Source organism: Hwangdonia sp. (assembly GCF_048381975.1).
Classification (GTDB): domain Bacteria; phylum Bacteroidota; class Bacteroidia; order Flavobacteriales; family Flavobacteriaceae; genus Hwangdonia; species Hwangdonia seohaensis.
The window spans coordinates 214635-238961 of the sequence record NZ_JBLWYT010000002.1 but is presented as its reverse complement, the minus strand read 5'-3'; the positions used below and the strand labels follow the sequence as shown (position 1 = coordinate 238961).

29 protein-coding genes are annotated in these 24327 nt (G+C 35.8%); 19 read left to right on the top strand and 10 right to left on the bottom strand.

Annotated elements, in window-relative coordinates; genetic code table 11:
• Window positions 1–22 precede the first annotated feature (22 nt).
• The 4 genes from ACN5J7_RS04920 (at window position 23) to ACN5J7_RS04905 (ending at window position 3767) form a co-directional block, all read left to right on the top strand.
• On the top strand, window positions 23–469 hold the full coding sequence (locus ACN5J7_RS04920; RefSeq protein WP_418603055.1) for a DUF4870 domain-containing protein: 447 nt from the start codon (window positions 23–25) through the stop codon (window positions 467–469).
• 280 nt (window positions 470–749) lie between these two features.
• A complete protein-coding gene (locus tag ACN5J7_RS04915; protein ID WP_311941389.1) occupies window positions 750–1091 on the top strand; it encodes a PadR family transcriptional regulator in 342 nt (113 codons plus the stop codon).
• Window positions 1088–2929, top strand: coding sequence for a PspC domain-containing protein (locus ACN5J7_RS04910; RefSeq protein ID WP_418603054.1), 1842 nt, complete (start codon window positions 1088–1090; stop codon window positions 2927–2929). Before ACN5J7_RS04915 ends, ACN5J7_RS04910 begins: the two co-directional genes overlap by 4 nt.
• 109 nt (window positions 2930–3038) lie before the next feature.
• Window positions 3039–3767, top strand: coding sequence for a head GIN domain-containing protein (locus tag ACN5J7_RS04905; protein ID WP_418603053.1), 729 nt, complete (start codon window positions 3039–3041; stop codon window positions 3765–3767).
• A gap of 76 nt (window positions 3768–3843) precedes the next feature.
• Here the strand turns inward: ACN5J7_RS04905 and ACN5J7_RS04900 are convergent, their stop codons facing one another.
• The 3 genes from ACN5J7_RS04900 to ACN5J7_RS04890 form a co-directional block, all read right to left on the bottom strand.
• Entirely contained in the window at window positions 3844–4425 is a 582-nt protein-coding gene (locus ACN5J7_RS04900; RefSeq protein WP_418603052.1) for a YceI family protein, read from the bottom strand.
• A 103-nt stretch (window positions 4426–4528) separates the two neighbouring features.
• Entirely contained in the window at window positions 4529–5794 is a 1266-nt protein-coding gene (locus ACN5J7_RS04895) for a hypothetical protein (RefSeq protein ID WP_311941377.1), read from the bottom strand.
• 32 nt (window positions 5795–5826) lie between these two features.
• Window positions 5827–6408 (bottom strand): YceI family protein, encoded by a 582-nt coding sequence (locus ACN5J7_RS04890; protein ID WP_418603050.1) that lies wholly within the window; start codon window positions 6406–6408, stop codon window positions 5827–5829.
• A gap of 301 nt (window positions 6409–6709) precedes the next feature.
• Between ACN5J7_RS04890 and ACN5J7_RS04885 the strand changes: the two genes are divergently transcribed.
• A complete protein-coding gene (locus tag ACN5J7_RS04885) occupies window positions 6710–7546 on the top strand; it encodes a GIN domain-containing protein (protein WP_418603049.1) in 837 nt (278 codons plus the stop codon).
• Window positions 7547–7632: 86 nt separating this feature from the next.
• On the opposite strand, the gene ACN5J7_RS04880 is transcribed toward ACN5J7_RS04885, so the two are convergent.
• The 6 genes from ACN5J7_RS04880 to ACN5J7_RS04855 all read right to left on the bottom strand — a co-directional run bounded on the left by ACN5J7_RS04880 (window position 7633) and on the right by ACN5J7_RS04855 (window position 11258).
• Window positions 7633–7944 carry a hypothetical protein gene (locus ACN5J7_RS04880; RefSeq protein WP_311941368.1) on the bottom strand — a complete coding sequence of 104 codons (312 nt, stop codon included), beginning with the start codon at window positions 7942–7944 and terminating at the stop codon, window positions 7633–7635.
• A gap of 209 nt (window positions 7945–8153) precedes the next feature.
• Window positions 8154–8924 carry a hypothetical protein gene (locus tag ACN5J7_RS04875; protein ID WP_311941365.1) on the bottom strand — a complete coding sequence of 257 codons (771 nt, stop codon included), beginning with the start codon at window positions 8922–8924 and terminating at the stop codon, window positions 8154–8156.
• Between the two features lie 318 nt (window positions 8925–9242).
• A complete protein-coding gene (locus ACN5J7_RS04870; RefSeq protein ID WP_418603047.1) occupies window positions 9243–9629 on the bottom strand; it encodes a rhodanese-like domain-containing protein in 387 nt (128 codons plus the stop codon).
• A gap of 10 nt (window positions 9630–9639) precedes the next feature.
• Complete coding sequence (locus tag ACN5J7_RS04865) at window positions 9640–9957, bottom strand: rhodanese-like domain-containing protein (protein WP_418603046.1); 318 nt, start codon at window positions 9955–9957, stop codon at window positions 9640–9642.
• 128 nt (window positions 9958–10085) lie between these two features.
• Window positions 10086–10706 (bottom strand): thioredoxin family protein, encoded by a 621-nt coding sequence (locus ACN5J7_RS04860; protein ID WP_418603045.1) that lies wholly within the window; start codon window positions 10704–10706, stop codon window positions 10086–10088.
• 6 nt (window positions 10707–10712) lie between these two features.
• Window positions 10713–11258, bottom strand: coding sequence for a TlpA family protein disulfide reductase (locus tag ACN5J7_RS04855; RefSeq protein ID WP_418603044.1), 546 nt, complete (start codon window positions 11256–11258; stop codon window positions 10713–10715).
• 280 nt (window positions 11259–11538) lie between these two features.
• Between ACN5J7_RS04855 and ACN5J7_RS04850 the strand changes: the two genes are divergently transcribed.
• The 9 genes from ACN5J7_RS04850 (at window position 11539) to ACN5J7_RS04810 (ending at window position 19413) form a co-directional block, all read left to right on the top strand.
• The gene (locus ACN5J7_RS04850) at window positions 11539–12936 is read left to right on the top strand and encodes an anthranilate synthase component I family protein (RefSeq protein ID WP_418603043.1); all 1398 of its coding nucleotides are present in this window, start codon (window positions 11539–11541) and stop codon (window positions 12934–12936) included.
• Window positions 12937–13121: 185 nt separating this feature from the next.
• Window positions 13122–13685, top strand: coding sequence for an anthranilate synthase component II (locus ACN5J7_RS04845; protein ID WP_418603042.1), 564 nt, complete (start codon window positions 13122–13124; stop codon window positions 13683–13685).
• 3 nt (window positions 13686–13688) lie between these two features.
• On the top strand, window positions 13689–14681 hold the full coding sequence (trpD, locus tag ACN5J7_RS04840; protein WP_418603040.1) for an anthranilate phosphoribosyltransferase: 993 nt from the start codon (window positions 13689–13691) through the stop codon (window positions 14679–14681).
• A gap of 65 nt (window positions 14682–14746) precedes the next feature.
• Window positions 14747–15529 (top strand): indole-3-glycerol phosphate synthase TrpC, encoded by a 783-nt coding sequence (gene trpC / locus ACN5J7_RS04835; RefSeq protein ID WP_418603039.1) that lies wholly within the window; start codon window positions 14747–14749, stop codon window positions 15527–15529.
• Window positions 15530–15640: 111 nt separating this feature from the next.
• Window positions 15641–16330, top strand: coding sequence for a phosphoribosylanthranilate isomerase (locus tag ACN5J7_RS04830; RefSeq protein ID WP_418603038.1), 690 nt, complete (start codon window positions 15641–15643; stop codon window positions 16328–16330).
• 68 nt (window positions 16331–16398) lie between these two features.
• Window positions 16399–17583, top strand: coding sequence for a tryptophan synthase subunit beta (gene trpB / locus ACN5J7_RS04825; protein WP_418603036.1), 1185 nt, complete (start codon window positions 16399–16401; stop codon window positions 17581–17583).
• 45 nt (window positions 17584–17628) lie between these two features.
• The gene (locus ACN5J7_RS04820; protein WP_418603034.1) at window positions 17629–17832 is read left to right on the top strand and encodes a GIY-YIG nuclease family protein; all 204 of its coding nucleotides are present in this window, start codon (window positions 17629–17631) and stop codon (window positions 17830–17832) included.
• Between the two features lie 142 nt (window positions 17833–17974).
• Window positions 17975–18739 carry a tryptophan synthase subunit alpha gene (trpA, locus tag ACN5J7_RS04815; RefSeq protein ID WP_418603033.1) on the top strand — a complete coding sequence of 255 codons (765 nt, stop codon included), beginning with the start codon at window positions 17975–17977 and terminating at the stop codon, window positions 18737–18739.
• 221 nt (window positions 18740–18960) lie between these two features.
• On the top strand, window positions 18961–19413 hold the full coding sequence (locus ACN5J7_RS04810; protein ID WP_311941325.1) for a tRNA (cytidine(34)-2'-O)-methyltransferase: 453 nt from the start codon (window positions 18961–18963) through the stop codon (window positions 19411–19413).
• A 67-nt stretch (window positions 19414–19480) separates the two neighbouring features.
• On the opposite strand, the gene ACN5J7_RS04805 is transcribed toward ACN5J7_RS04810, so the two are convergent.
• Entirely contained in the window at window positions 19481–20386 is a 906-nt protein-coding gene (locus tag ACN5J7_RS04805; protein ID WP_418603031.1) for a TIGR01777 family oxidoreductase, read from the bottom strand.
• A gap of 344 nt (window positions 20387–20730) precedes the next feature.
• Between ACN5J7_RS04805 and ACN5J7_RS04800 the strand changes: the two genes are divergently transcribed.
• The 5 genes from ACN5J7_RS04800 (at window position 20731) to ACN5J7_RS04780 (ending at window position 24308) form a co-directional block, all read left to right on the top strand.
• On the top strand, window positions 20731–21285 hold the full coding sequence (locus ACN5J7_RS04800; protein WP_418603030.1) for a YeeE/YedE family protein: 555 nt from the start codon (window positions 20731–20733) through the stop codon (window positions 21283–21285).
• A 2-nt stretch (window positions 21286–21287) separates the two neighbouring features.
• A complete protein-coding gene (locus tag ACN5J7_RS04795; RefSeq protein ID WP_311941315.1) occupies window positions 21288–21701 on the top strand; it encodes a DUF6691 family protein in 414 nt (137 codons plus the stop codon).
• Window positions 21702–22496: a sulfite exporter TauE/SafE family protein gene (locus ACN5J7_RS04790; RefSeq protein WP_311941311.1), complete on the top strand. Its 795-nt coding sequence runs from the start codon at window positions 21702–21704 to the stop codon at window positions 22494–22496.
• A 126-nt stretch (window positions 22497–22622) separates the two neighbouring features.
• Window positions 22623–24035, top strand: a complete 1413-nt coding sequence (locus tag ACN5J7_RS04785; RefSeq protein ID WP_311941307.1) for an MBL fold metallo-hydrolase — start codon at window positions 22623–22625, stop codon at window positions 24033–24035.
• Window positions 24036–24038: 3 nt separating this feature from the next.
• The gene (locus ACN5J7_RS04780) at window positions 24039–24308 is read left to right on the top strand and encodes a heavy metal-associated domain-containing protein (protein WP_311941304.1); all 270 of its coding nucleotides are present in this window, start codon (window positions 24039–24041) and stop codon (window positions 24306–24308) included.
• Window positions 24309–24327 lie beyond the last annotated feature (19 nt).

Genomic DNA, 24327 nt, shown 5'->3' with positions numbered 1-24327 from the left:
AACTATTATACGTTTTAGAATCATGATAGACAATCATCAAAAAAACATCGCCACTTTTATTCACTTATCGACCTTTAGCCGGTTTATTATTCCGTTTGGAAACTTTATTGGCCCCATTGTATTATGGAGCGTAAACAAAGATAAATCGGAGTTTATAGATGCCCATGGCAAGCAAGCTATAAATTTTCAGATGAGTATTTTACTGTACGCCATTATTTTAGGAACCTTGACCATTCCGTTTTTTATTTTCAAGATTTTTAGCGGTTTGGATTTTATAGATTTTAACGGGTTCCATAATTTTCATATAAACATTGGCAAGCCATCGCCCCTGCTTTATATAGGCGGCGCATTGGGCGCTTTGGCCGTAGTGGGTTTTATTTTAGAGCTGGTTTTTATTGTAATTGCCAGTTTAAAGGCACGCGATGGCGAACTGTATCAATATCCGTTAACCATTAACTTTTTAAAATAGCATTATGGCTGCGGACGGCGTACTGAAAATGGCGGAGTGTCCCGCGTTAGGGATTGCAGAGGAAAGCCCACAGCGAGGCACGAGCGAGGACTTGTAACGGAAAGCGCGACCCCGCTTCGGGAGCCTCAGCGACCAACGGGGTAACGCCCAAATTCTCGGTACAATTCCGATAAAAAAAAAATAGGAATCACTCGAAGTGACAAAATAAAAATTTCATCAATAACAATCATCGAATCAATCAAAAAATGAACAGTTTCACCATATTAAATCGCTTAAGAACATGAAGATAGAAAACACAAAAGCACAGATGCGTAAAGGCGTATTGGAATTCTGCATACTATCGGTCTTAAAGGACGACGATGCTTATGTAGCAGAAATTTTAAGCACCCTAAAAGATGCTAAGTTGCTAGTGGTTGAGGGCACCATTTACCCTTTGCTAACACGACTTAAAAACGCAGGTCTTTTAAATTACAGATGGGAGGAATCGACCTCTGGACCACCACGTAAATATTACGGATTAACCGAAACAGGGAAATTGTTTTTAAAGGAATTAAACACCACCTGGAGCGAATTGCACAATGCAGTAACAATAGTAACAAGCCAAAAAACAACAAAAAAATGAATAAAACAGTCAACATAAATTTAGCAGGTATATTTTTTCATATAGATGAGGATGCATACTTAAAATTGCAGCGCTATCTTGAGGCTATAAAACGTTCATTTACAGACTCTCAAGGACGCTCTGAAATTATAGCGGATATTGAGGCGCGTATTGCAGAACTTTTTAACGAGCGTGTACAAAACGACAAACAAGTTATACGTATTAAAGAGGTAGACGAAGTGATTACCATAATGGGGCAACCTGAAGATTATTTGGTAGACGACGAGATTTTTGAGGATGAGCCGCAAGCGACGTACAGAAGAAAAACGGCGCCATCTAAAAAATTATTTAGAGATACCGACAACTCGTATATTGGAGGGGTATCGTCCGGATTGGGGCACTACTTTGGCATTGATACGTTATGGGTGCGTTTGGCTTGGATAATTTTAATTTTTGGAGCCGGAACCGGTATTCTGTTATACATTTTGCTTTGGATTTTGGTTCCGGAGGCTAAAACGACTTCGGAAAAAATAATGATGACCGGTGAGCCGGTTAACATTAGCAACATTGAAAAAAAAATAAAGGACGGCTTTGAAAACGTATCTGGCACAGTTACCGATGTGGCAAAAAACGTAACCGAATCTGTTTCCGGTGCGGCTAAAAACGTGAGCGATTCGGTAACCGATGCTGCAAAAAAAGTGGATTTCAGCAAACAGGGGAATAAAATAAAATCGTCTTCCCGAACTTTTTTTGATACCATTGGAGAAGTGATTATGTTTTTCTTAAAGGTTTTTGCAAAATTTATTGGTATTCTTTTAATTTTTATAAGTGCCGTAACCCTTATTGCCCTAATTGTAACATTGCTTTCTTTAGGTGTTGTAGATGTTATTCATTTACCAGGTCTTGACCTTGTAGAGATTGTAAACGCCGGAAATACACCCATATGGCTCGTATCGTTATTAACCTTTTTTACGGTTGGTATTCCGTTCTTTTTTCTGTTTTATTTAGGATTGAAAATTCTAATTAACAACTTAAAATCGATTGGAAGCATTGCAAAATTCACGTTGTTGGGGGTGTGGCTCATGTCTATTATCGGATTGGTGGTTATTGGTGTGCGACAAGCCAGCGAACATGCTTTTGATGAGCGTGTGGTTGAGAAAAAGGAGTTGCCCATTATGGCTACCGACACTTTAAATGTTAAAATGGTAAGCAACGATAATTACAACAATCGTTTTTACAGGAACCATAATAATTTTAAACTGGCGCATAACGAAAAAGGTGAAAAAGTTATTTATTCATCGGACATCAGGATTATAGTAAAATCTACCAACGATTCGTTAGCCACCATAAGTATTGACAAGAGTGCCGACGGGAGAAATTATGAAACCGCCATTGAACGTGCTAAAAACATCAATTACAATTATGCCTTAAAAAACAACAGCTTGCATTTAGACTCTTATTTAACAACGGATACTAAAAACAAATTCAGCGATCAGGAAGTGGTAATTATTCTTTATTTACCTGAAGGCACAATTGCCAACTTTAACACGAACACGAAATCGTTTTTAGACTATCACCGATATAACACCACCATTGTTACCTCAAAGGACACCAATCAGTATTTAAAAATTTTAGAAGATGATATTGAGTGTTTGGACTGCCCTGTTGAGGAAGATTACAAAATAGATGTGGACATCGAAGATGAAAACTCCAGCCTAAAAATAAACGAAAAAGGCCTAAAGGTAACCATGGATAGCTCTAGCGTAAAAATTGATAAAACCGGAATAAAAGCCAAAGACGACGATGTTAAGGTAAACATTGATGGCGATGGTATTTCGATAAAATCTAAAAACAACTAAAACAATTCATCATTAAAAAACTACAATTCAGAAATGTATATTTAAAAAAGCATAATGCTTTTTAGATATTTGAATCATCAAAAAGTAATTAATCAAAAAACGAACAACTATGACAACACTAACAAAAATTATCGTAGCTACTTTATTGAGTTTAACCCTGGTATCATGTAATTTTGATATTAACATGAACTCTGGCGTTCGTGGCAATGGTAATGTACAAATTGAAGAACGGGCTATTAGCGAATCATTTTCAGCTATTAAAGCCACCGAAGGTTTAGATGTGTATTTAACACAAGCCGACCATGTGAGCCTAACGGTTGAAGCCGACGAAAATTTACACGAACTTATTTTAACCGAAGTGGTTGACGGTGTATTAAAAATTCACACCAAAGAAAATATTGGTAAAGCTACAGCCAAAAAAGTAATGGTTAGTTTTAAGGATATTTCGGCCATCACCTCAACAAGTGGTAGCGACGTATACGCAACAAACACCATTAGTGCCCACCATTTGAAATTGAAATCGACTAGTGGTAGCGATATGAAATTAGATGTAAATACCTCGATTTTGGAATGTAAATCGACCAGTGGCAGCGATTTAAAACTATCCGGTAAAACCGAAAAACTCATTGCCGAAGCAACCAGTGGCAGCGATATTAAAGCATCGAATTTAATTGCCGAATCCAGTCAGGTTAAAGCAACAAGCGGCGCAGACATTTCGGTAAACACCGTAAAAGAGCTTACTGCAAAAGCCACCAGTGGCGGCGATATTAAATATTATGGCAATCCGGAAAAAGTGAATAAAAACAAGAGCTCGTCCGGCAGTGTTAGAAAACAGTAGGCCCAATAATCCAACCAAAAAATGACCAACCAAAAAAACCCCGGAATTAATCATTCCGGGGTTTTAAATTAATTTCTTAATGTTCTTGGATTTTCAGTTGAAAATGAATTTGTATCCAGTCATCAACAACTATAAGTCCCAATGCTTTTTTAGGAGGCTCTAGGTTAAAATCGCAGATATTTACATCTAAAACCCCGGAAACGTTCATCGTTTTATCGCCTTCAAATTTTAAGGGCAAATCATACGAATTTACTATCCCCGCAATAGCTATATCTATATTGGCATGTACTATGTTGTTTTTTGAAAGATGACCTTCTATTTTTTTTAATTTGAGAGTTATGTTGGGGTGTTCATCGGAATTTAACAAGTTATAAAAGTCCTTATTCATACCTCTATTACCACAATCGAAACAAGAATTATTCAAAACAAGCTGGGTTTCCTTAAAAACCATTATACCATCTAAAAGCTCAAATAAAACCGGAATTCGGCTTTCTAAATTCTGTACATCAAATTCGCAATCAAATTTATTTATATTAGTTTTTCCTTTTATAATCAGACTACTTTCGGGAGTTATATGTACAGCTGTTTCTTTTACGGTTTCAATATATGTAAACCCCAAAACAATTAGCATCAGAAAAAATAATAAAATCTTTTTCATCATATAGGCCTTTAACAAACAAGTCTCAATGTTAGTTATAAATTTAAAAAATTAAATTCAAACGTAAACACCGAGACTTGATATAATCTTTTAAAAAAACTATTTAGAAACTAATTACAGCCTCTGCCATAAATCCGTTAAACTTTCCTTCATCAAAAATACTGCTGGTATTGTATCCGTCGTGTTTTTGAGAAACATATTCAAGTTTCAATAAAATATTATTGGTCATAAACCAACCTGCGCCTAATTGGAATCTTGATATTTCAACATCATCTCCATTGGCTTCCTCGGCGTCAACTTTATTGTAACGTGTACCTAAATAAAAGTTTTCGGTAGCACCAAATCTATAAATAAGCTCACCTGCAAACTGTTTAGCTGTTCTTTCTTCTGCTTCAGAATCTGCTTTTCCTTTGGCAGTTTCAATAGTTCCGAAAAACTCTAAACCTTGGTACTTCAAGAATGGGTTAAACATAATAGCCGTAATTTTATTTCTTAAATTCGGGTTATAACGTCCAGATCTGAAATTACCTTTTGTTGAAGCATCTTCATCTTCCAACACTAAATAGTATCTAGAACCTGCTCTATCTGCACTGTATAAGTACGATGTTCTTACAGCTCCTGTGTTGTATAACGATCCTGTTAATCTGAATCTGAAATCATCATTAAACTGCTTATCGTAACCTAATTTAGCTAAGAAAGAAGCTCCGCCAGTACCAGGATTGTCAACAGCTTGGTTTAGTTTACCATTGGTAAAACCAACCATTCCTAAAAATCCACTATCGCATTGGTAGTACAATTCGGCACCAACCTCAGTTGTAAATGCATCCATAATTAAGTTGCCCACAAACGGGTTGTAAATGGCTTGTGCGTTATCAGATCTTCTAAAATGAGCATCACCGTAGTTGTTTTCCATGTGTCCAACTTTAATGGTTGCATGCTTCATAAAATTACTTAAAAACCCTTCGCTGATAAAATCCAGTTTATCTATTTGAAAATAACCGCCTTTTACATATGGTTCTGGGTGATGACGTGATGATAGGTATGTACGTAAATGCATTCTAACACCATCATATAATACAACGTCTAAATCTAAATTGGCGGTGGCTAAGTTAAAGTTGCCTCCTATTTCCTTTAAAGGAACAGCTCCTGAGTTTTCATGGCTCAAATCCTGATATTGAAGCGTTGATGAACCGCCTATTCTTACTTTTACACCATCAAAGGTTGTTATTGAGTCTTTTGGCGCCTCAAATACATTTAATCCGCTTTTATCGGGTTGCCTAAAATTATCAAGCTTTCTACTCTGAGCACTTATGCTAAACCCTGTTAGCACTAATGCTATAATTAATGTGTTTTTAAAAATTGTTTTCATACTTCTAAATTTTTGTTTTATTTATTGCTTTACTATTTTTTAAAAATTGATTTAAATTTTATGGTTATGTCGTCTCCTGTTGTTATGGTTCCGAGTAATGCTTTTGGAGGGTCTATATTAAAGTCTGTCATTTTTATACTTTTTTCTCCGTTCAGTTCTATTTTATTGCTATCGATTTCAATATCAAATTTTAAAGTAACCTTGTTGGTTTTTCCAGAGATTGTTAAGTTCCCCACAACCTCCACTTTATATTTAGATTCTGAAATTTGGCTTAAAACCTTGGCAGTAGTTGCACTAAAAGTTATTTTTTTAAATTCGCTTGTGTTTAAGGCTTTATAGGTGTTTTTATCCATGGCCCTTTTTCCACTCTTTAAAGATTCTGCCATAATCTCAACATTCAGTTTATCAATTTCGCCAGTGTTTATATCTTTAAATGTGATGTGTCCTGTGTGTGATTCGGCTTTTATATCCCAATCATGTAAACTTGAAGTTCCGTGTACAATTACAGTAGATTGGCTGTTATCAAGTTTAAATTCCTGCCCAAAACATCTTTCGGTAGAAAAAGCCGTAAGTATAAATAATGTTATAATACTCGTTAAATTTAAAATTCTCATAATTTCTGTTTTTTTATTGCTTCATTTATTTATGCAAAGTTCTATTTAATAAGTCTGCTAAAACATGATTTTTATCATACATTAGATTAACCACATGCAATTATGACATTTATTATATTATCTTTAATAGCTACAGCGATATGCAGCCGTTTTTTCAATACAAACCCGAAGATTTTAGGTTTTAGCAAAACAGCTTTTAAGTTTTTAGGGCCGTTTTACAATATCTTTGTTAGTGACCGAGTGTATTAAGCTGTGTCCAATTGATAATTACAAGCCATTTAATAATTAATCCGTAAATAAAATGAACAAAACACTGCTCTCATTACTTTTTACATTTAGTATTTGTTTCGCAACCCAAGCCCAAAATACAGAGAAAGTGAAAGGCAACAGAAATGTAACCGTTTTACGAACACCTATAAATTCATTTCACAGCATTATTGTTGATGAGGATTTTGAAATTGAAATAATATTTAACAAAGAACCATCGGTTTTAGTTGAAACGGATGAAAACCTCCATGAGTTTATCACTTTTAATGTGCGCGATAGTGTCCTTACTTTTAATAAAACAAAAAGAATTACTTCGAAAAAACGATTGAATATAAAGGTGAATTACGATGGTGCTTTAAGACATATTGAAACTCGTGAAAATGGCGAAATACTCTCGTTAGCCACAATGGATTTAAATAATGCCAGCCTTAAAACCATTGGAAGCTCTAAAGCTGGATTAACCATACAGTCCAACAATTTTAATATGGAAAGTCTGGACAAATCTAAGGTTAAACTTAATTTAACTGCCGATAGCACCCAAATTGTTTTAAATGGTTACAGTAAGTTGGAGGCTTTAATACAATCGCCTGTTTTAAAAGCCGATTTGTACCAACGCACCAATGCCACCATTGAAGGGGATTGTGATAATTTGTTGTTGAGAACGGATAACAACTCGCAGTTTAACGGCAAAAACTTTACGGTTACAAACTGTAGCCTTTCCTCTGAAACGTCGAGTGATGTTACGCTTGAGGTTACCGATAACATATCGGTTTCACTATCGGGTTCGAGTGCGCTTTATTTATATAACAACCCTAAAATAATTATAGAAAAGTTTGCCAATACCTCAAAAATTCAAAAAAGGGAAAAATAACGGTTGTTAAACTTTAAAAATAGAATCAAAAAAAACGCGATGTTTAAATTTTAAACATCGCGTTTTTCAATTTTATAATTTAATTTTTAGCTTACTTTTTTCTCCTTCATTGTTTCAACACGCATGGTATTAAGCCTTTCGTTATTGCGTTTCATTTCTTCAAGCAATTTAAGCTCGTGTTTAATTTCTTCGCGTCTTTTATTTTGCTTTCTTAGTTTTTCATCTCTCATGGCTTGTTTTCTTTTTCTTTCTTCAAGTCTCATTTCTTCATTCATCAATTCTTTTTTTTCAGCTTTCTTTTGTTTGATCTTTGCCAATGCCACAGAACCATAAGTATACCCATATATACTTAAAAACAATAATGCTACTATTGATAATATTACGAAACCATTTTCCATAACGTTTTCTCTTAGGAAGTTTATAAATGCTATATTCAGTTTATTTCAAGTAAAAATATAAAAAAGCAACGGTGCCAAAAAATAAAAAAGGTAAAGTACCCAAAAAGAAGTTGAACGAATTATTAAATATAAAAAACCTTTGAAATGCATAAATGACACCAAAGGTTTTTTTATTTTAAGTAAGTTGAGAGCCTTATTAAAAATGGTTGTTAATGACCGCTCATTTTAGGATTATACATCCATATTTCGTCCCAGGAATCGGCAAAAGTTCTGTTGGCCATATCTAAAAACATTTGCCAATTTCCTTCGCCGTGTACTTTTTCAAAAGTCTTTTTGAAATTGTTCTCATCTTCGTCAAATTCGGTCCAGTTTTTATAAAAACTTACCGAAGCCACATGGCGCCCTAAATTACCCTGTCTGAACTCGTTATAATACAAGCCCCAAGGGTTATCGCCTTCCATAGCTTTAACGGTTTCACTTACATATTTGTAAAACTGATTGACCGATGACACGTGATCCTTTTCAATCTCGCCAACTCTTACAAATAAAAGCGGATGAGTAATACTTTCTCCTGCTAACATGCTGGTATTAGATAATTTATCGTTTTGGGTCCAATACTCAATGGTATGCATTTTTTTTATGTACGGCATCACGTTATCCCTCCAATCTTCATCGTGTCCGCCTTCGCCTGGGCGTGTATCGTTATGCTTAAAATTCATTGGTCCCATTTGCCAGATAATCTTTCCCGAATTGGGTCCGGAAACTATATTGTAAACGGTGGCATTATACGGTGCTTTTTTATGGTATTGCGCATTGTGTTTTCTCATGTTTTCCGATAATACTTTTAATTTAGTATTATCAGGTGTTAACAAAATGTTTTCCCACATAGTATACGATTTGTCTTCTTGGGCATTTGCTGTTACCGCGGCACTAAATACCATGGCAATAACAGCCAGTACTGAAATTGTTTTTTTAATCATAATTAAAATTATTTGGTTGGTTAATAACTATATATCTATTATATAGTGTGCTATTAAAAATGATTTAGGAGAGTTTGATTTTTATAATAAATGAAATAAATCATTTAAGATGAAGGCTCACTATTTGGAGTGAAGTAAATATACTAAATATTTGTGTATGAATAGATTTTATAAAAAAGAGGCTGTCTAAAAAGTCTATTGAATTTAATTTGTCAGGTTGAGCTTGTCGAAACCGATCTTGATTATCAATAAGTTAAAATATTTCGACAAGCTCAATATGACATGGAAAGAGACTTTTTAGACAGCCTCTTTAAAAGCTTACTGTGTTTTAAAACCTTCTTGTTTCCATTTTAGTATGCCGCCCTCTAAATCGTATATTTCGGTAAAACCGGCTTCCTGTAGCTTTTTAGTGCTGTTGGCACTTCTTTTTCCCGAACGGCAGTAAACAATGATTGGTTTTTCTTTGTCTAACGTTTTTATGTCTTCTGTAAAAGTAGATGACAAAAAATCTATGTTTTGAGCATTCTCAATATGACCTTCTTTAAATTCCTTTGGGGTTCTAACATCAATTAACTGCACGTTATTTAACTCTAAAAGGGTTTGCACCTCTTTTGCCGAAACCACTTTGGCTTCAGTTTTTTTATTACACCCAATAAGCGTTACTCCCAGAAATAGAAATACGATGCCGACTATTGCTTTTTTCATTTTAAAATTTTTAATCTAAATCTACCAGATCGCCTTCCCATTCCAAAATACCACCTTCAAGATTATAGGCGTTCTCAAAACCCAATTGCCCCATAATACTACAGGCTTGCCCGCTTCTGTTCCCAGACCTGCAATACACGTAGTAGTTTTTGTCTTTGTCGAGTGCTTCAATCTCATTAACAAACTCCTGTCCTTTATAAATATCGATATGAATGGCGTTTTTAATAACTCCATCGGCTACCTCATCATCTGTTCGCACATCAATAATAACTGCATTATCATCGTTCTCTAATTGCGATACCCACTCGTCTTGACTTAAATGTTCCATTTCTTTTAATTTAATTTCTGCAAATTTAATACATCCGATTAAATAATGATTGAAAAAAAAATCCGAAGTACAAAACCCCGGATTATTATATTTTTATTTTCGCTTTCGCGGAAATCTTAATTATTCATTTAAGCTTTAATTGAACAACCAATCGCTTTGGTTTCGGTGTGCAATATCTCTTCACCGTTTAACAACGCATCAACAGCATCCTCAACATATTTGGTTTTTACTGCCGAAGCATCTTTGTAATTGTCATCAATGGCTCCTATGTATTCAACAATGTTTAAACCATCTCCCTTTTGCAAAATAAACACATGGGGCGTTTTTGTGGCTCCAAACTTTGGGTAAACCGTTTGCTGCGCGTCAATTAAGTACGGAAACGTAAAGCCTTTTTCTTTGGCACGTTGTTTCATGGCCTCAAAACTATCACCGGGTTGCACGCTGGTATTGTTGGGCATAATGGCAATTACGGGGTAACCTTTGCTGGCGTATTTATTGTTTAAGGCATTAATTCTATCTTCGTACATCACGGCGTATGGGCAGGTGTTGCAGGTAAATATAACAATGAATCCTTTGGCGTCTTCGTAATCTGCCAAGGATACCATATTGCCATCAATGTTTTTAAGTGAAAAATCTTCGGCAACATCACCTATTTTATAGCCCGTATCATTATTTGATTTTGCCAGTGTAAAAGCACTCACAATAAGCACAACGACCAATGCCGAAATTAATTTAATAGTCTTTTTCATCTTATTCTATTTTAAGAATTTATTTACTTCTGCCTCTAGTTCTTCATAATTAAAAGGTTTCTCAAAAAATTTACGCTCCTCATTTTTATACATAACCGTTGCCGGAATTGATCCGGACCAACTCTCATCTACCTTTGGAATCCATGAATTCATATCGGCATCATCCAAAGCAATCACTTTAGATTGTAGTTGTTTTTTCTTAATGAATGGCTTTAATTTTTTTTCGTACAAATGCGGAAAATCCAAACTCACCAAAATAACTTCAACATTTTTATTGCTGTATTCCGTATTTAGTTTTTCAAAATATGGCAACTCTTTAATACAGGGCGCACACCAAGTTGCCCAAAAATTTATCACGTAAATTTTATTATCTTTTTTATGTAAAAACTTCTCGAAACCCGCAAAGTCATAAACTTCTAAATTTATGTCTTTTTCATCCGAGTTACTTACCACTTCATTTTTAGCGGTATTAATAGCAACTTGGGATTTCTTGTTTTTATTGGCACAACTAACCGTTATTAGTATCGCAAAAATTAGCACTTTAAATTTCATAAGCATAAAAATAAATAATTGTTTGTTGTAAATATTACAGTTTAACAAACATTTAAATAAAAAATCGACCAAAGTTTTGTGTAATATTATTTTCATTTCTATATTTGACCTCCCGATAGCCATTGGGATAAAACAAAAATAATGAATACAATTTTAAATCATACTTGGTGGTGGTGCTTTTCAAACTTACGTTCGTGAAGTAAATCCTTAGTGTATTTAAAATTTAAAAATATCAAAAAAAGGCTTGTCGTTCACGACAAGCCTTTTTCAATTTAAAACTATGTACCAGCTAACAACACATTACAAAAAAATTCTTGCAGACACCATTACACCTGTGAGTATTTATCTTAAAATTAGAGATAAACACCCAAACAGTATTCTGTTGGAAAGTAGCGATTACCATGCCAACGACAACAGTTTTTCGTATATCTGTTTTAACCCCATAGCGTCGATTAAAGTTGAAAACGAGGTTATTTCTCAAACCTTTCCCGATGGTAGTTCGGTATCAAAAAACATAGACAACACAACAAATGTATCAGAGGAAATCCATCAATTTACAAAACGATTTAAGGCAGATTCTTCTGAAAAATTCAAATTCATTAACAACGGGATTTTTGGCTATATCGCTTATGATGCCGTTAGGTATTTTGAAGATGTAGATATTTCAAAAAAAGAAAATTCAATCGCAATCCCCGATGTTTATTATGCGGTATATCAAAACATAATCGCTATAAATCACTTTAAAAACGAAGCTTATATTTTTGCACATTGTTTTAATAACGAAAGCAATATCGATGCTATTCTTCATCTGATAAAAGCTAAAAACTTTGCGTCTTACAACTTTAAATCAAACGGGGAAATCACATCAAATTTAACCGACAACGAGTATAAAACCCATGTGGAATTAGCCAAAAAGCACTGTGCTAGGGGCGATGTGTTTCAATTGGTATTATCAAAAAACTTTCAGCAGGAATTTAAAGGCGACGAGTTTAATGTGTATCGCGCATTACGCAGTATAAATCCATCACCATATTTGTTTTATTTCGACTACGGAAACTTTAAGATATTTGGCAGTTCGCCCGAAGCACAACTCATTGTAAGCGACGGAAAAGCCGAAATCCACCCCATAGCCGGAACTTTTAAACGCACCGGAAACGATTTAAAAGATGCCGAATTAGCAAAACAATTGGCGGTTGACGATAAAGAAAATGCTGAACACGTGATGCTTGTAGATTTGGCACGAAACGATTTAAGCCGCAACGGCAGCCACGTAACTGTCGATACGTATCGCGAAGTGCAGTTCTTCTCGCACGTTATCCACTTGGTAAGTAAAGTTACGGGGCAAAAGCATAAAGAAACCTCAACCATGCAAGTGGTGGCGGACACGTTTCCTGCCGGTACTTTAAGCGGTGCTCCAAAGCACCGTGCGATGCAACTTATCGAGCAGTACGAAAAAACAAGTCGTACCTTTTACGGTGGCGCCATTGGGTTTATGGATTTTGAGGGCAACTTTAATCACGCCATCATGATTCGTACATTCTTAAGTAAAAACCATAAATTACATTGGCAAGCAGGTGCCGGATTAGTATCAAAATCCAACCCGGAAAACGAACTGCAGGAAGTGTACAATAAATTGGGCGCGTTAACAAAAGCTATCGAATTGGCTGAAAATATCTAAAATTAGAAGTTAGAAGTTAGAAGTTAGAAGTTAGAAGTTAGAAGTTAGAAGTTAGAAGTTAGAAGTTAGAAGTTAGAAGTTAGAAGTTAGAAGTTAGAAGTTAGAAGTTAGAAAGTTGGAGCAATTTTTGAAATAAAAAAATAATTTAAAAAGATTTCCGCCTTTGTGGAAATAAAAAGAGGCTTATGAAAGTATTAGTTATAGACAATTACGACAGTTTTACTTACAATTTGGTTCATTATTTAGAAGATTTAAACTGCGATGTAACCGTAGTTAGAAACGATAAATTAACCTTACAAGATGTTGAACCTTTCAGCAAAATCGTATTATCGCCAGGTCCAGGGATTCCGGACGAAGCAGGTTTGCTAAAAGCCATAATAAAAAAATATGCACCTACAAAAAGCATCTTGGGCGTGTGTTTAGGACAACAAGCTATTGGCGAAGTTTTTGGTGGTTCAATTATTAATTTGGACGAAGTTTATCATGGTGTTGCAACCAAAGTGAAAATAACTGTTGACGATGAACCTTTATTCGCTGGTTTAGAAAAAAACATGGAAGTTGGTCGTTATCACTCATGGGTAGTTAATCCAAATTTACCTGACAGCTTAGAGGCCACTTCTTTTGATGAAAACGGACAAGTCATGTCGTTACGCCACAAAGTATACGATGTAAAAGGTGTACAATATCACCCAGAATCGGTGTTGACTCCAAACGGAAAACAAATTCTTAAAAACTGGATTAAATCTTAGGCTATGAAACAACTATTAAACCGGTTAATAAATCACGAAAACATATCCAGCGAAGAAGCCAAACAAGTCTTGGTAAACATATCAAACGGTATGTATAACCAAAGCCAAATCGCTTCATTTTTAACCGTTTTTATGATGCGCAGCATTACCCTCGAGGAGCTTCAAGGTTTTAGAGATGCCCTTTTAGAATTATGTATTGCCATTGATTTAAAAGATTTTAATGCTGTGGATTTATGCGGAACGGGTGGCGACGGAAAAGACACCTTCAACATATCCACGCTATCTTCATTTGTATCAGCCGGTGCAGGTATTAAAGTTGCAAAACATGGTAATTACGGTGTGTCTTCCGCTTGCGGTTCTTCAAACGTTATGGAACATTTAGGGATTAAATTTTCAAATGACGAAGATTTTTTAAAACATTCCATCGACAAGGCAGGAATTTGTGTTTTACACGCACCATTATTTCATCCAGCTATGAAAAACGTAGCGCCCATCCGCAGAGAATTGGGCGTAAAAACATTTTTCAATATGTTAGGTCCCATGGTAAATCCATCGTTTCCAAAAAATCAAATGGTTGGTGTTTTTAATTTGGAATTGCAACGTTTGTATGGCTACTTATATCAGCAAACCGATAAAAATTACAGTATCGTGCATGCTTTGGATGGTTATGATGAAATATCTTTAACAGGAAAAACCAAGGTGATTTCAAATCATTCCGAAACCCTATTTGCACCTGAGGATTTAGGCGTTTCCCAAATAAAACAAGAATCTATTTTTGGAGGTAACACCGTTGATGATGCCGCTAAAATATTTGTGAATGTAATTAGCGGAAAAGGCACCGAAGCCCAAAACAATGTTGTTTGTGCCAACGCCGGTTTAGCCATTGCCACCACAATCCAAATAAGCCATAAAGAAGGGTTTGAATTGGCCAAAGAATCGCTGCTTTCCGGTAAAGCAAAAAATAGTTTAGACACATTAATTGAATTAAGTAGGTAAAAGTAAGCAGTTTTCAGTACGCAGTATGCAGTTATTTATATTGCTGAAAATTTAAGATTAAAACAATGAATATATTAGATAAAATAGTAATCGATAAACGCAAAGAAGTTGATTTAAAAAAAGAATTAATTCCTATTGACATATTTGAAAGAACACCTTATTTTGAAAGAAAAACTATTTCACTATCAAAAAAATTAAGAACAAGTCAAACGGGGATTATTGCAGAATTTAAAAGAAAATCGCCTTCAAAATCTGTAATTAACAATACGGTCAAAATTGAAGATGTAGCTATGGGTTACGAGCATGCAGGCGCTTGCGGAATGTCGGTTTTAACCGATGAAATCTATTTTGGCGGTTTCCTTGACGATTTGATTATTGCCCGCGAAAACTGTAGCTTACCATTGCTGCGCAAAGAATTTATTATAGACGAATACCAAATTCTCGAAGCCAAGGGTTTTGGTGCAGATGTTATCCTTTTAATAGCTGCTATTTTAACGAAGGCCGAAATCAAGCAGTTTTCAGAATTGGCAAAAAGTCTAAATCTAGATGTACTTTTGGAGGTGCACAACGAAGAAGAATTGCATAAATCCATCATGCCCAGTTTAGACATGTTGGGTGTTAACAACAGAAATTTAAAAACCTTCGATGTCAGTTTAGAAACAAGCAAAACATTAAGTACACTCATTCCCAACGATTTTGTAAAAATATCAGAAAGTGGCATTAGTAGCATTGAAGCTATCAAAGAATTAAAACCTTATGGTTATCAAGGTTTTTTAATAGGCGAAAACTTTATGAAAACCAATAATCCCGGAGCGAGCGCAACAGAATTTATTAAAAGCCTCCTCTAACTCCTCCAAAGGAAGAGAACTATTACTTTTATGAATAAAAAGAAAAAACATATCGCGCAATCAATTCCCTCTCCTTTGGAGAGGGCTAGGGTGAGGCTTAAGGTCTGCGGTATGAAATATCAAGATAATATCACACAAGTTGCGGCATTGCAACCTGACTATCTTGGGTTTATTTTTTATGAAAAATCTGCAAGGAATTTCGATAAAGACCAAATTCCGGAATTACCTCAATCAATAAAAAAAACAGGTGTATTTGTTGATGCCGAATTAGATTTTGTATTAGAAAAAATAAAAGCACATAACTTACAGGCCATTCAATTACATGGTAACGAATCGCCGGAATATTGTAACGCTTTAAAACGTCATTACGAAGAGAGAAACGACGAAGTAATCTCATCAAAAGAAACAGATGGCTTCCACTTAGAAAAAAAGTCTCGCAATGACGAAAGTTTCGAAATCATCAAAGTATTCTCAATCAAGGATGAGTTTAATTTCGATATATTAAAACCTTATGAGGCTGTTTGCGATTACTTTTTATTCGACACCAAAGGCAAGTTACCAGGAGGCAATGGTTACACTTTTGATTGGAATGTTTTACGTGATTACCCTTCAACCAAACCCTTCTTTTTAAGTGGTGGCATAGGACTGAATCAAATTGCAGACCTTAAAAAGTTTCAACAAAGCGAAGCCTCAAAATATTGTTACGCAGTAGACCTAAACAGTAAATTTGAAATAGAACCCGGATTAAAAGATATTGAAAATTTAAAAGCATTTAAAAAGAACTTGTCATTCCGTACTTGATACGGAATCCATTATAAATTGAAGTAAAATTAAACAGATTCCCGCCTTCGCGGGAATGACAAAAAAATATGAAAAATTACAACGTAAACGAAAAAGGCTATTACGGCGAATTTGGAGGCGCATTTATCCCAGAAATGCTATACCCAAACGTAGAGGAATTGCGCCAAAATTACCTTAAGGTCATGGCCGAACCAGAATTTCAAAAGGAATTCAACCAATTGCTTAAAGACTATGTTGGTCGCCCATCACCGCTGTATTTTGCAAAGCGTCTTTCAGAAAAATACAATACCAAAATCTATTTAAAACGTGAGGATTTAAACCACACAGGCGCACATAAAATAAACAATACCATAGGCCAAATCCTTATGGCCAAACGATTGGGCAAAACCAGGATTATTGCCGAAACCGGTGCAGGACAACACGGGGTGGCAACCGCTACCGTTTGTGCCTTAATGGGTCTTGAGTGCATTGTATATATGGGCGAAATCGATATTGCGCGACAAGCGCCAAACGTTGCCAGAATGAAAATGTTGGGCGCCAAAGTGGTTCCTGCTCTGTCTGGTAGCCGCACCTTAAAAGATGCCACCAACGAAGCCATACGCGATTGGATAAACAACCCCGTAAACACGCATTACATTATTGGTTCGGCTATTGGCCCACACCCTTATCCGGATATGGTTACGCGATTTCAAGCCGTAATTTCGGAAGAAATAAAATGGCAACTCAAAGCGCACGAAGGCAGAGAAAACCCCGATTATGTCGTGGCCTGTATTGGCGGTGGCAGTAATGCGGCTGGCACGTATTACCATTATTTACATGAAAAAGATGTTAAGATAATTGCTGTTGAAGCTGCTGGTTTGGGCGTTGATTCTGGCGAAAGTGCCGCTACTTCGGTATTGGGTAAAGAAGGCATCATCCACGGGTGCAAAACGTTATTGATGCAAACCAGCGACGGCCAAATCACCGAACCCTATTCCATTTCGGCAGGGTTGGATTATCCGGGTGTTGGCCCCATGCACGCGCATTTATGTAAAACGGGACGTGCCGAATTTATGGCCATTACCGATGATGATGCGATGAAAGCAGGTTTGGAACTATGCAAACTGGAAGGCATTATTCCGGCTATTGAAAGCTCGCACGCTTTAGCTATTTTCGAGCAGAAAACCTTTAAGCCAAACGATGTTGTTGTGGTGAGTTTGTCCGGTCGCGGTGATAAGGATTTAGAGAATTATATTGATTATTTCAAAATATAAATTGTTTGTCATTATCCGCGAAGGCGGAAATCTTTTTAATCGAAAGTGGATTTACATTACGTTTACATATTAACAAATAAAAATCATACTGTTCTTTATGTAGGTCGTTCAAAACAATTAAAAGAACGATTGAAACAACATAAAAACAATAGTTTAAAAACTTTTTCGGGGAGATATAATGTAAACAAACTCGTTTATTTTGAAACTACTAAATATGTAAACAATTCAATAAATGAGAACGCCAAATAAAAAAATGGAATCGTAAATGGAAAGAGAGTTTAATAAATGATATGAACCCAGATTGGAACGACTTATCATATTTATTATAAATAAAATTACAGTTAGCATTTAAAGATTTCCGCCTTCGCGGAAATGAAAGAAACATATTATTATGAACCGTATTCAAACCAAGTTACAAGAAAACAAAAAGTTACTATCTATATACTTTACGGCAGGTTACCCCAACCTTGACGATACCGCTCCCATTATTCAGGATTTAGAAAAAAATGGTGTGGATATGATAGAAATCGGGTTGCCCTTTAGCGACCCATTGGCCGATGGCCCCACCATTCAAGCCAGTTCTACACAGGCTTTAAAAAACGGCATGACCACCAAAGTGCTTTTTGAGCAATTAAAAGACATTAGAAAAACGGTTAATATCCCTTTGATTATTATGGGGTATTTTAATCCCATATTTCAATATGGTGTTGAAGCGTTTTGTGAAAAGTGCAAGGAAATTGGAATTGACGGTTTAATTATTCCGGATTTGCCGGTTGATGTGTATCACGAAAAATATCAGGCGATTTTTGAAAAATACGGATTGATAAATGTGTTTTTAATAACGCCACAAACCAGCGAAGAGCGTATAAAATATATCGATTCCATTTCAAACGGATTTATATATATGGTAAGTAGCGCCAGTACCACGGGTGCGCAATCGGGGTTTGGCAACGTGCAAACACAATACTTTAAGCGCATAGCGGATATGCGTTTAAAAAATCCACAAATTATAGGTTTCGGGATAAGCAATAACGACACATTTACTCAAGCTACGCAATACGCCAAAGGTGCCATTATTGGGAGTGCTTTTGTAAAGCATGTTACCCATGAGGGCATAAAAACCATTAACAAATTTGTGAATTCTATTCTAAATTAAAAACATTGAAGATTTTTAAGGATTTTAAAATCGTGCTATTACTCTGTTTAACATTGGGGCTTGCACCTTTTTTTTCCTGAGCCACATATTTGGGGAAAATTAAAATGGTTGATTGGAGGTGCACAAGGTATGCAGCTCATGGATTGGTTTGACGTATTATTACATGGCTTCCCGTTTGTATTATTAATTAGGTTAATTGTATTAAAAATCATCAAAAAATAATGCCACTTAACATTGTTTTAATAGAACCCGAAATACCCAATAACACAGGTAATATTGGCAGGTTAGCATTAGCTTCATGTTCAAATTTACATTTAGTAAAACCTTTTGGTTTTGAGATTGACGATGCGCGGTTAAAACGGGCTGGTTTGGACTATTGGCAACATTTATCGGTTACTTATTACGACAATATTGAACAATTCTTCGAAATAAATAAAGATGAAGACATGGTGTTTTTATCGAGCCATGGCACCCGAAACCATTGGGATATGCCTTTTAAAGATAATCTGTTTTTAATCTTTGGGAAAGAGTCGGTTGGTTTGCCACAATCTATTATTGAAAAGCATAAAAATCAACTTTTTAAAATACCTTTATATAGTGAACATGTTAGAAGCTTAAATTTAGCAAATGCCGTAAGTATTGTGGTTTATGAAGGCCTTAAGCATCTACAATAATTTAGGTTTGAGCTTGTTACAAAAAAACGTTGTCTTCGGTAAACGTTGAATATAAACCACTTGATTTTCAACCCAACAAATCCTCCAAAGCAGGTTGTAAATGGTATGCTTCAAATTGGAATCCTTTATCCTCAATTTTTTTTGAGCTTACACGCTGGCTATGAAACAATAAAGTATGCATGTCGCCTAAAACGAGTTTCATAAAAAACTTAGGGATATTTGGTAAAAACAAAGGCTTGGCCAATACGTTAGCCATAGTTTTTGTTAACTCTAAATTGGGAACCGGGTTTGGCGCCACACCATTATAAACGCCACTCAATTGGTGCTCGATAACATATAAAAATATGCGGGCCAAATCGTTAATATGTATCCACGATTGCCATTGCTTTCCACTGCCAAAAGCGGCACCCAAACCAAATTTTATAGGTTTTACCATTTCTTGTAAAGCACCACCTCTGTTTGATAATACCAAACCAATTCTAACTTTTGAAACATTAATGTTCACTTTCGAAAATCCATCAACGGCAAATTCCCATTGTTGCACAACATCGCTTAAAAACGAATCATCAAAATCTTTAAAAGATTCATCGTAATAATTAATCAAAGAATCGGGATAAATACCAACAGCGCTTGCCGAAACTACTTGTTTTATACTATGTGTTTCGCCTTTTAAAGCGTTTATTAGTAGTTGTGTGCCATCAATTCTACTGGAAAGAATTTCTTTTTTATATGCTGGTGTCCATCGTTTTGACACGGTTGCACCGGCTAAATGGATAATGGCGTCAACCGCATCAAAACAATTTGTGTCTATATCTTGTGTTTTAGGGTTCCAATAAAACCCTCGATAATTTTCGTTGTTTTCTATTTTGGATTTACTGGTGGTCAAGTAGTTTACGGCAATATTTTTATCATGACAAAGCTTAACAATCTGCTGCCCTATTAATCCTGTTGCTCCTGTTATTAAAATGCGCATATATACTTTTTATATAAATTTACAAAATGTTAATCCTATTGACTATACATTTATATTTGGTTTAACAGATTTAACGGGGCTTTAACTTTTAAACCTTGCTAAGTGGGGTTCCGTCAAAATAGCTGAATCGTTTTTTAACATCGTAATTGCGAATATACAACGAAGCTTTCTGTCTGAAATGGCATTAAAGCTTAAGTTTGGTTCAGGCGGGTTTTAATAAAGGTACTGCCGCATGGCATAACGCAACACCTGCATAGTTAGCAAAAAATTATAATAGATTAACTATGGTATATTACAAGGTAAAGCTATAAATAAAATTATCTTTGCCTTTTTAACTCATATTTATGGAATACATTTTAAACCCATGGCCTTGGTATGTATCGGGCCCGTTAATTGCCATGGTTATGGCATTATTGCTTTATTTTGGAAAGACATTTGGTATGTCGTCAAACCTAAAAACCTTGTGTACCATTGGTGGCGCAGGTAAGTTTTCAGATTTTTTTAGGTTCAATTGGAAAGATCAAATTTGGAATTTAGTTGTTGTATTAGGCGCTATTATTGGCGGGTTTATTGCTACACATTACCTATCAAACGATGCGGTTACCAATTTAAATCCGCAAACCATTTCCGAACTCCAAAGTATGGGATTTCAAAATGCCGGAGCCACATTGGTTCCAAACGAAGTGTTTAGTTTAGACACATTAAACACAAAAAGTTTACTGCTTTTAATTGGGGGCGGCTTACTTGTTGGTTTCGGTACGCGTTATGCCGGTGGCTGTACTTCTGGGCATGCTATAACCGGATTGAGTAGTTTACAAAAACCTTCTTTAATTGCTGTAATTGGCTTTTTTATTGGCGGATTAATTATGGCTAACCTGCTTTTACCTTTAATTTTTTAGTTATGAAATTTTTAAAATTTTTATTGATCGGTGTTTTCTTCGGAATTGTGTTAGTTAAATCCGAAGCCGTATCGTGGTACCGTATTTACGAGATGTTTCGCTTTCAGTCCTTTCACATGTATGGCATAATAGGAACCGCCATTGCATCCGGTATTCTGTTTTTGCAAATCTCAAAAAAAGGATATATCAAAAGCATTAAAGGCTCAGCTATTTTTGTAGCTAAAAAAGACAGCGGATTTATCAGATATATTATTGGCGGAACCATTTTTGGCTTAGGTTGGGCGCTTATTGGCGTATGCCCAGGGCCCATGTACATATTATTGGGCACTGGTGTTTACAGCATGCTTATTGTAATTGCTGCAGCTCTATTAGGCACATTTATTTACGGTGTTTTAAAAGACAAACTACCGCACTAAATGGATACGACACAAATCCTAGGATACATTGGCGCTTTAATAGTTGGTTTGGTTTTGGGACTAATTGGTGGAGGCGGCTCTATACTTACCGTACCTTTATTGGTATACCTTTTGGGCTACAACCCTATTATTGCCACGGCGTATTCTTTATTTGTTGTGGGCACGACTTCTATGGTTGGCACCTATCAAAAATTCAAGGAAGGACTGGTCGATTTCAAAACCGGATTAGCCTTTTCGTTCCCATCGTTTATTGCGGTGTATCTATCGCGTAGATATTTGGTTCCTGGAATTCCAGATACCCTTTTTAGTTTTGGCAATTACACTTTAACCAAGGAAATGGGCATTATGGTTTTTTTCGCCATCATTATGCTATTGGCTTCCTATTCAATGATTACAAACAAAAAGGAAGCGGACCTGATTGCCGAAAAACAAGCGTATTACAAAACCTTTATTCAAGGGTTGGTCATCGGAACCATAACAGGAATAATCGGTGCAGGTGGAGGTTTTCTGTACGTGCCTGCGTTGGTGCTTTGGGCAAATATTCCAATGAAAAAAGCTGTGGGAACCTCCTTGATCATAGTTACCATTAATTCCTTAATCGGGTTTACCGGCGATATTCAAACCATCGAAATCGAGTGGCTGTTTTTACTCACTTTCACTTTTATTTCGGTTATCGGGATTGTTATTGGCGTGTTTCTTTCAAAATTCATAAGTAGCAAAAAGCTTAAAAAAAGTTTTGGTTTTTTTACGTTAATTATGGCTTTTTATATCATCTATAAAGAGACCAATTTATAAAAGTGACATAAGTCACAATTCAAATCATTTAGGTTTTATATTTTTGAATGATTTTTTATATTGAAATAATATTCGCAGAGTTTATCTCAAGCGATGGCCGAAGGGCAGAAATGAAAAGTTAATAAAATGAAGATAGAACAAATTTACACGGGCTGTTTAGCTCAAGGTGCCTATTATATTGAATCTGATGGCGAAGTAGCCATTATTGACCCCTTGCGCGAAACACAGCAATATGTTGATAAAGCCAATAAAGAAAACGCCAAAATCAAGTATGTTTTTGAAACGCATTTTCACGCGGATTTCGTTTCAGGGCATATCGATTTGGCAAAAAAAACAGGAGCCACAATTGTTTTTGGTCCTAGTGCAAAAACCGATTACGATGCCTATATCGCAAAAGATAACGAAACGTTTAAACTAGGTAAGGTAACTATAAAAGTATTGCACACTCCGGGGCACACTTTAGAGTCTGCCACCTATCTTTTAATTGATGAAGACGGAAAAAACCATGCTATTTTTTCGGGAGACACTTTGTTTTTAGGCGATGTTGGACGACCGGATTTAGCCATAAAATCAGACCTTACAAAAGAAGATTTGGCAGCCATGTTATACGATTCGCTTCGCCATAAAATCATGCCTTTAGAAGATGATGTTATTGTTTATCCAGCGCACGGTGCAGGTTCGGCTTGTGGTAAAAATTTAAGCAAGGAAACCGTTGGCGTTCTTGGCGAACAGAAAAAAACCAATTACGCTTTGCGTGCAGACATGACCAAAGAGGAATTTGTAGAAGAAGTACTTGATGGCATTCCGCCGCCACCGCAATATTTTGCAAAAAACGCAATGATGAACAAATCGGGATACGATGCTTTTGAAACCGTTTTACAGCAGGGCGATGTGGCTTTAAATGCCAAAGATTTTGAAACGATTGCCAATCAAGAAGGCGCATTGGTACTTGATGTTAGGCATGAGAAAGATTTTGTAAAAGGCCATATTCCAAACTCTATTTTTATTGGTATTCATGGTGGATTTGCACCATGGGTTGGGGCGTTGATTACCGATTTAAAACAACCCATTTTACTGGTTACCCCAAAAGGCAAGGAAAAAGAAACCGTAACGCGACTCTCTCGTGTGGGCTACGACAACACTTTGGGCTATTTAGATGGCGGTATTGAAGCTTGGCAAGCAGCCGGAAAAGAGGTGGAAACCATTGCATCTATTTCAGCGGAAACATTTTCAAAACATTTTAAAAATGAAAACACAAACACGCTGGATGTTAGGAAAGATGGTGAATACAAATCCGAACATTTAAAAGGCGATAATGTACAGCACTTCGCATTGGATTTTATCAATGATAACATGAATGCCATTGACAGCAAAAAAACCTATTACATCCATTGTGCCGGGGGTTATCGTTCGGTAATTGCGGCATCTATTTTAAAAGCCCGCGGATTTAATAATTTAGTTGATATTGCCGGTGGTTTCGGAGCGATTAAAAACACCGATTTACCAACAACAGATTTTGTTTGTCCCACTACCTTATAAAAAATGAAATCAACTTTAAAAATACAAAACCTTAAATGTGGCGGTTGCGCCAGCACTATTGTCAATCGATTGGGTGACTTAAATGATATATCAGAAATCAAGGTTGATAATACCAACGATTCTGTTTCTTTTAATTACGAAAACGAAGATAATCTTGAAAAAGCAAAAGCTCTATTAACTAAACTTGGCTATCCAGTAGTTGGCGATAAAAACGCCTTAACTACCAAAGCGAAATCTTTTGTGAGTTGTGCAGTAGGGAGGATGGGTAAATAACAAAATAAGGCTGTGTAAA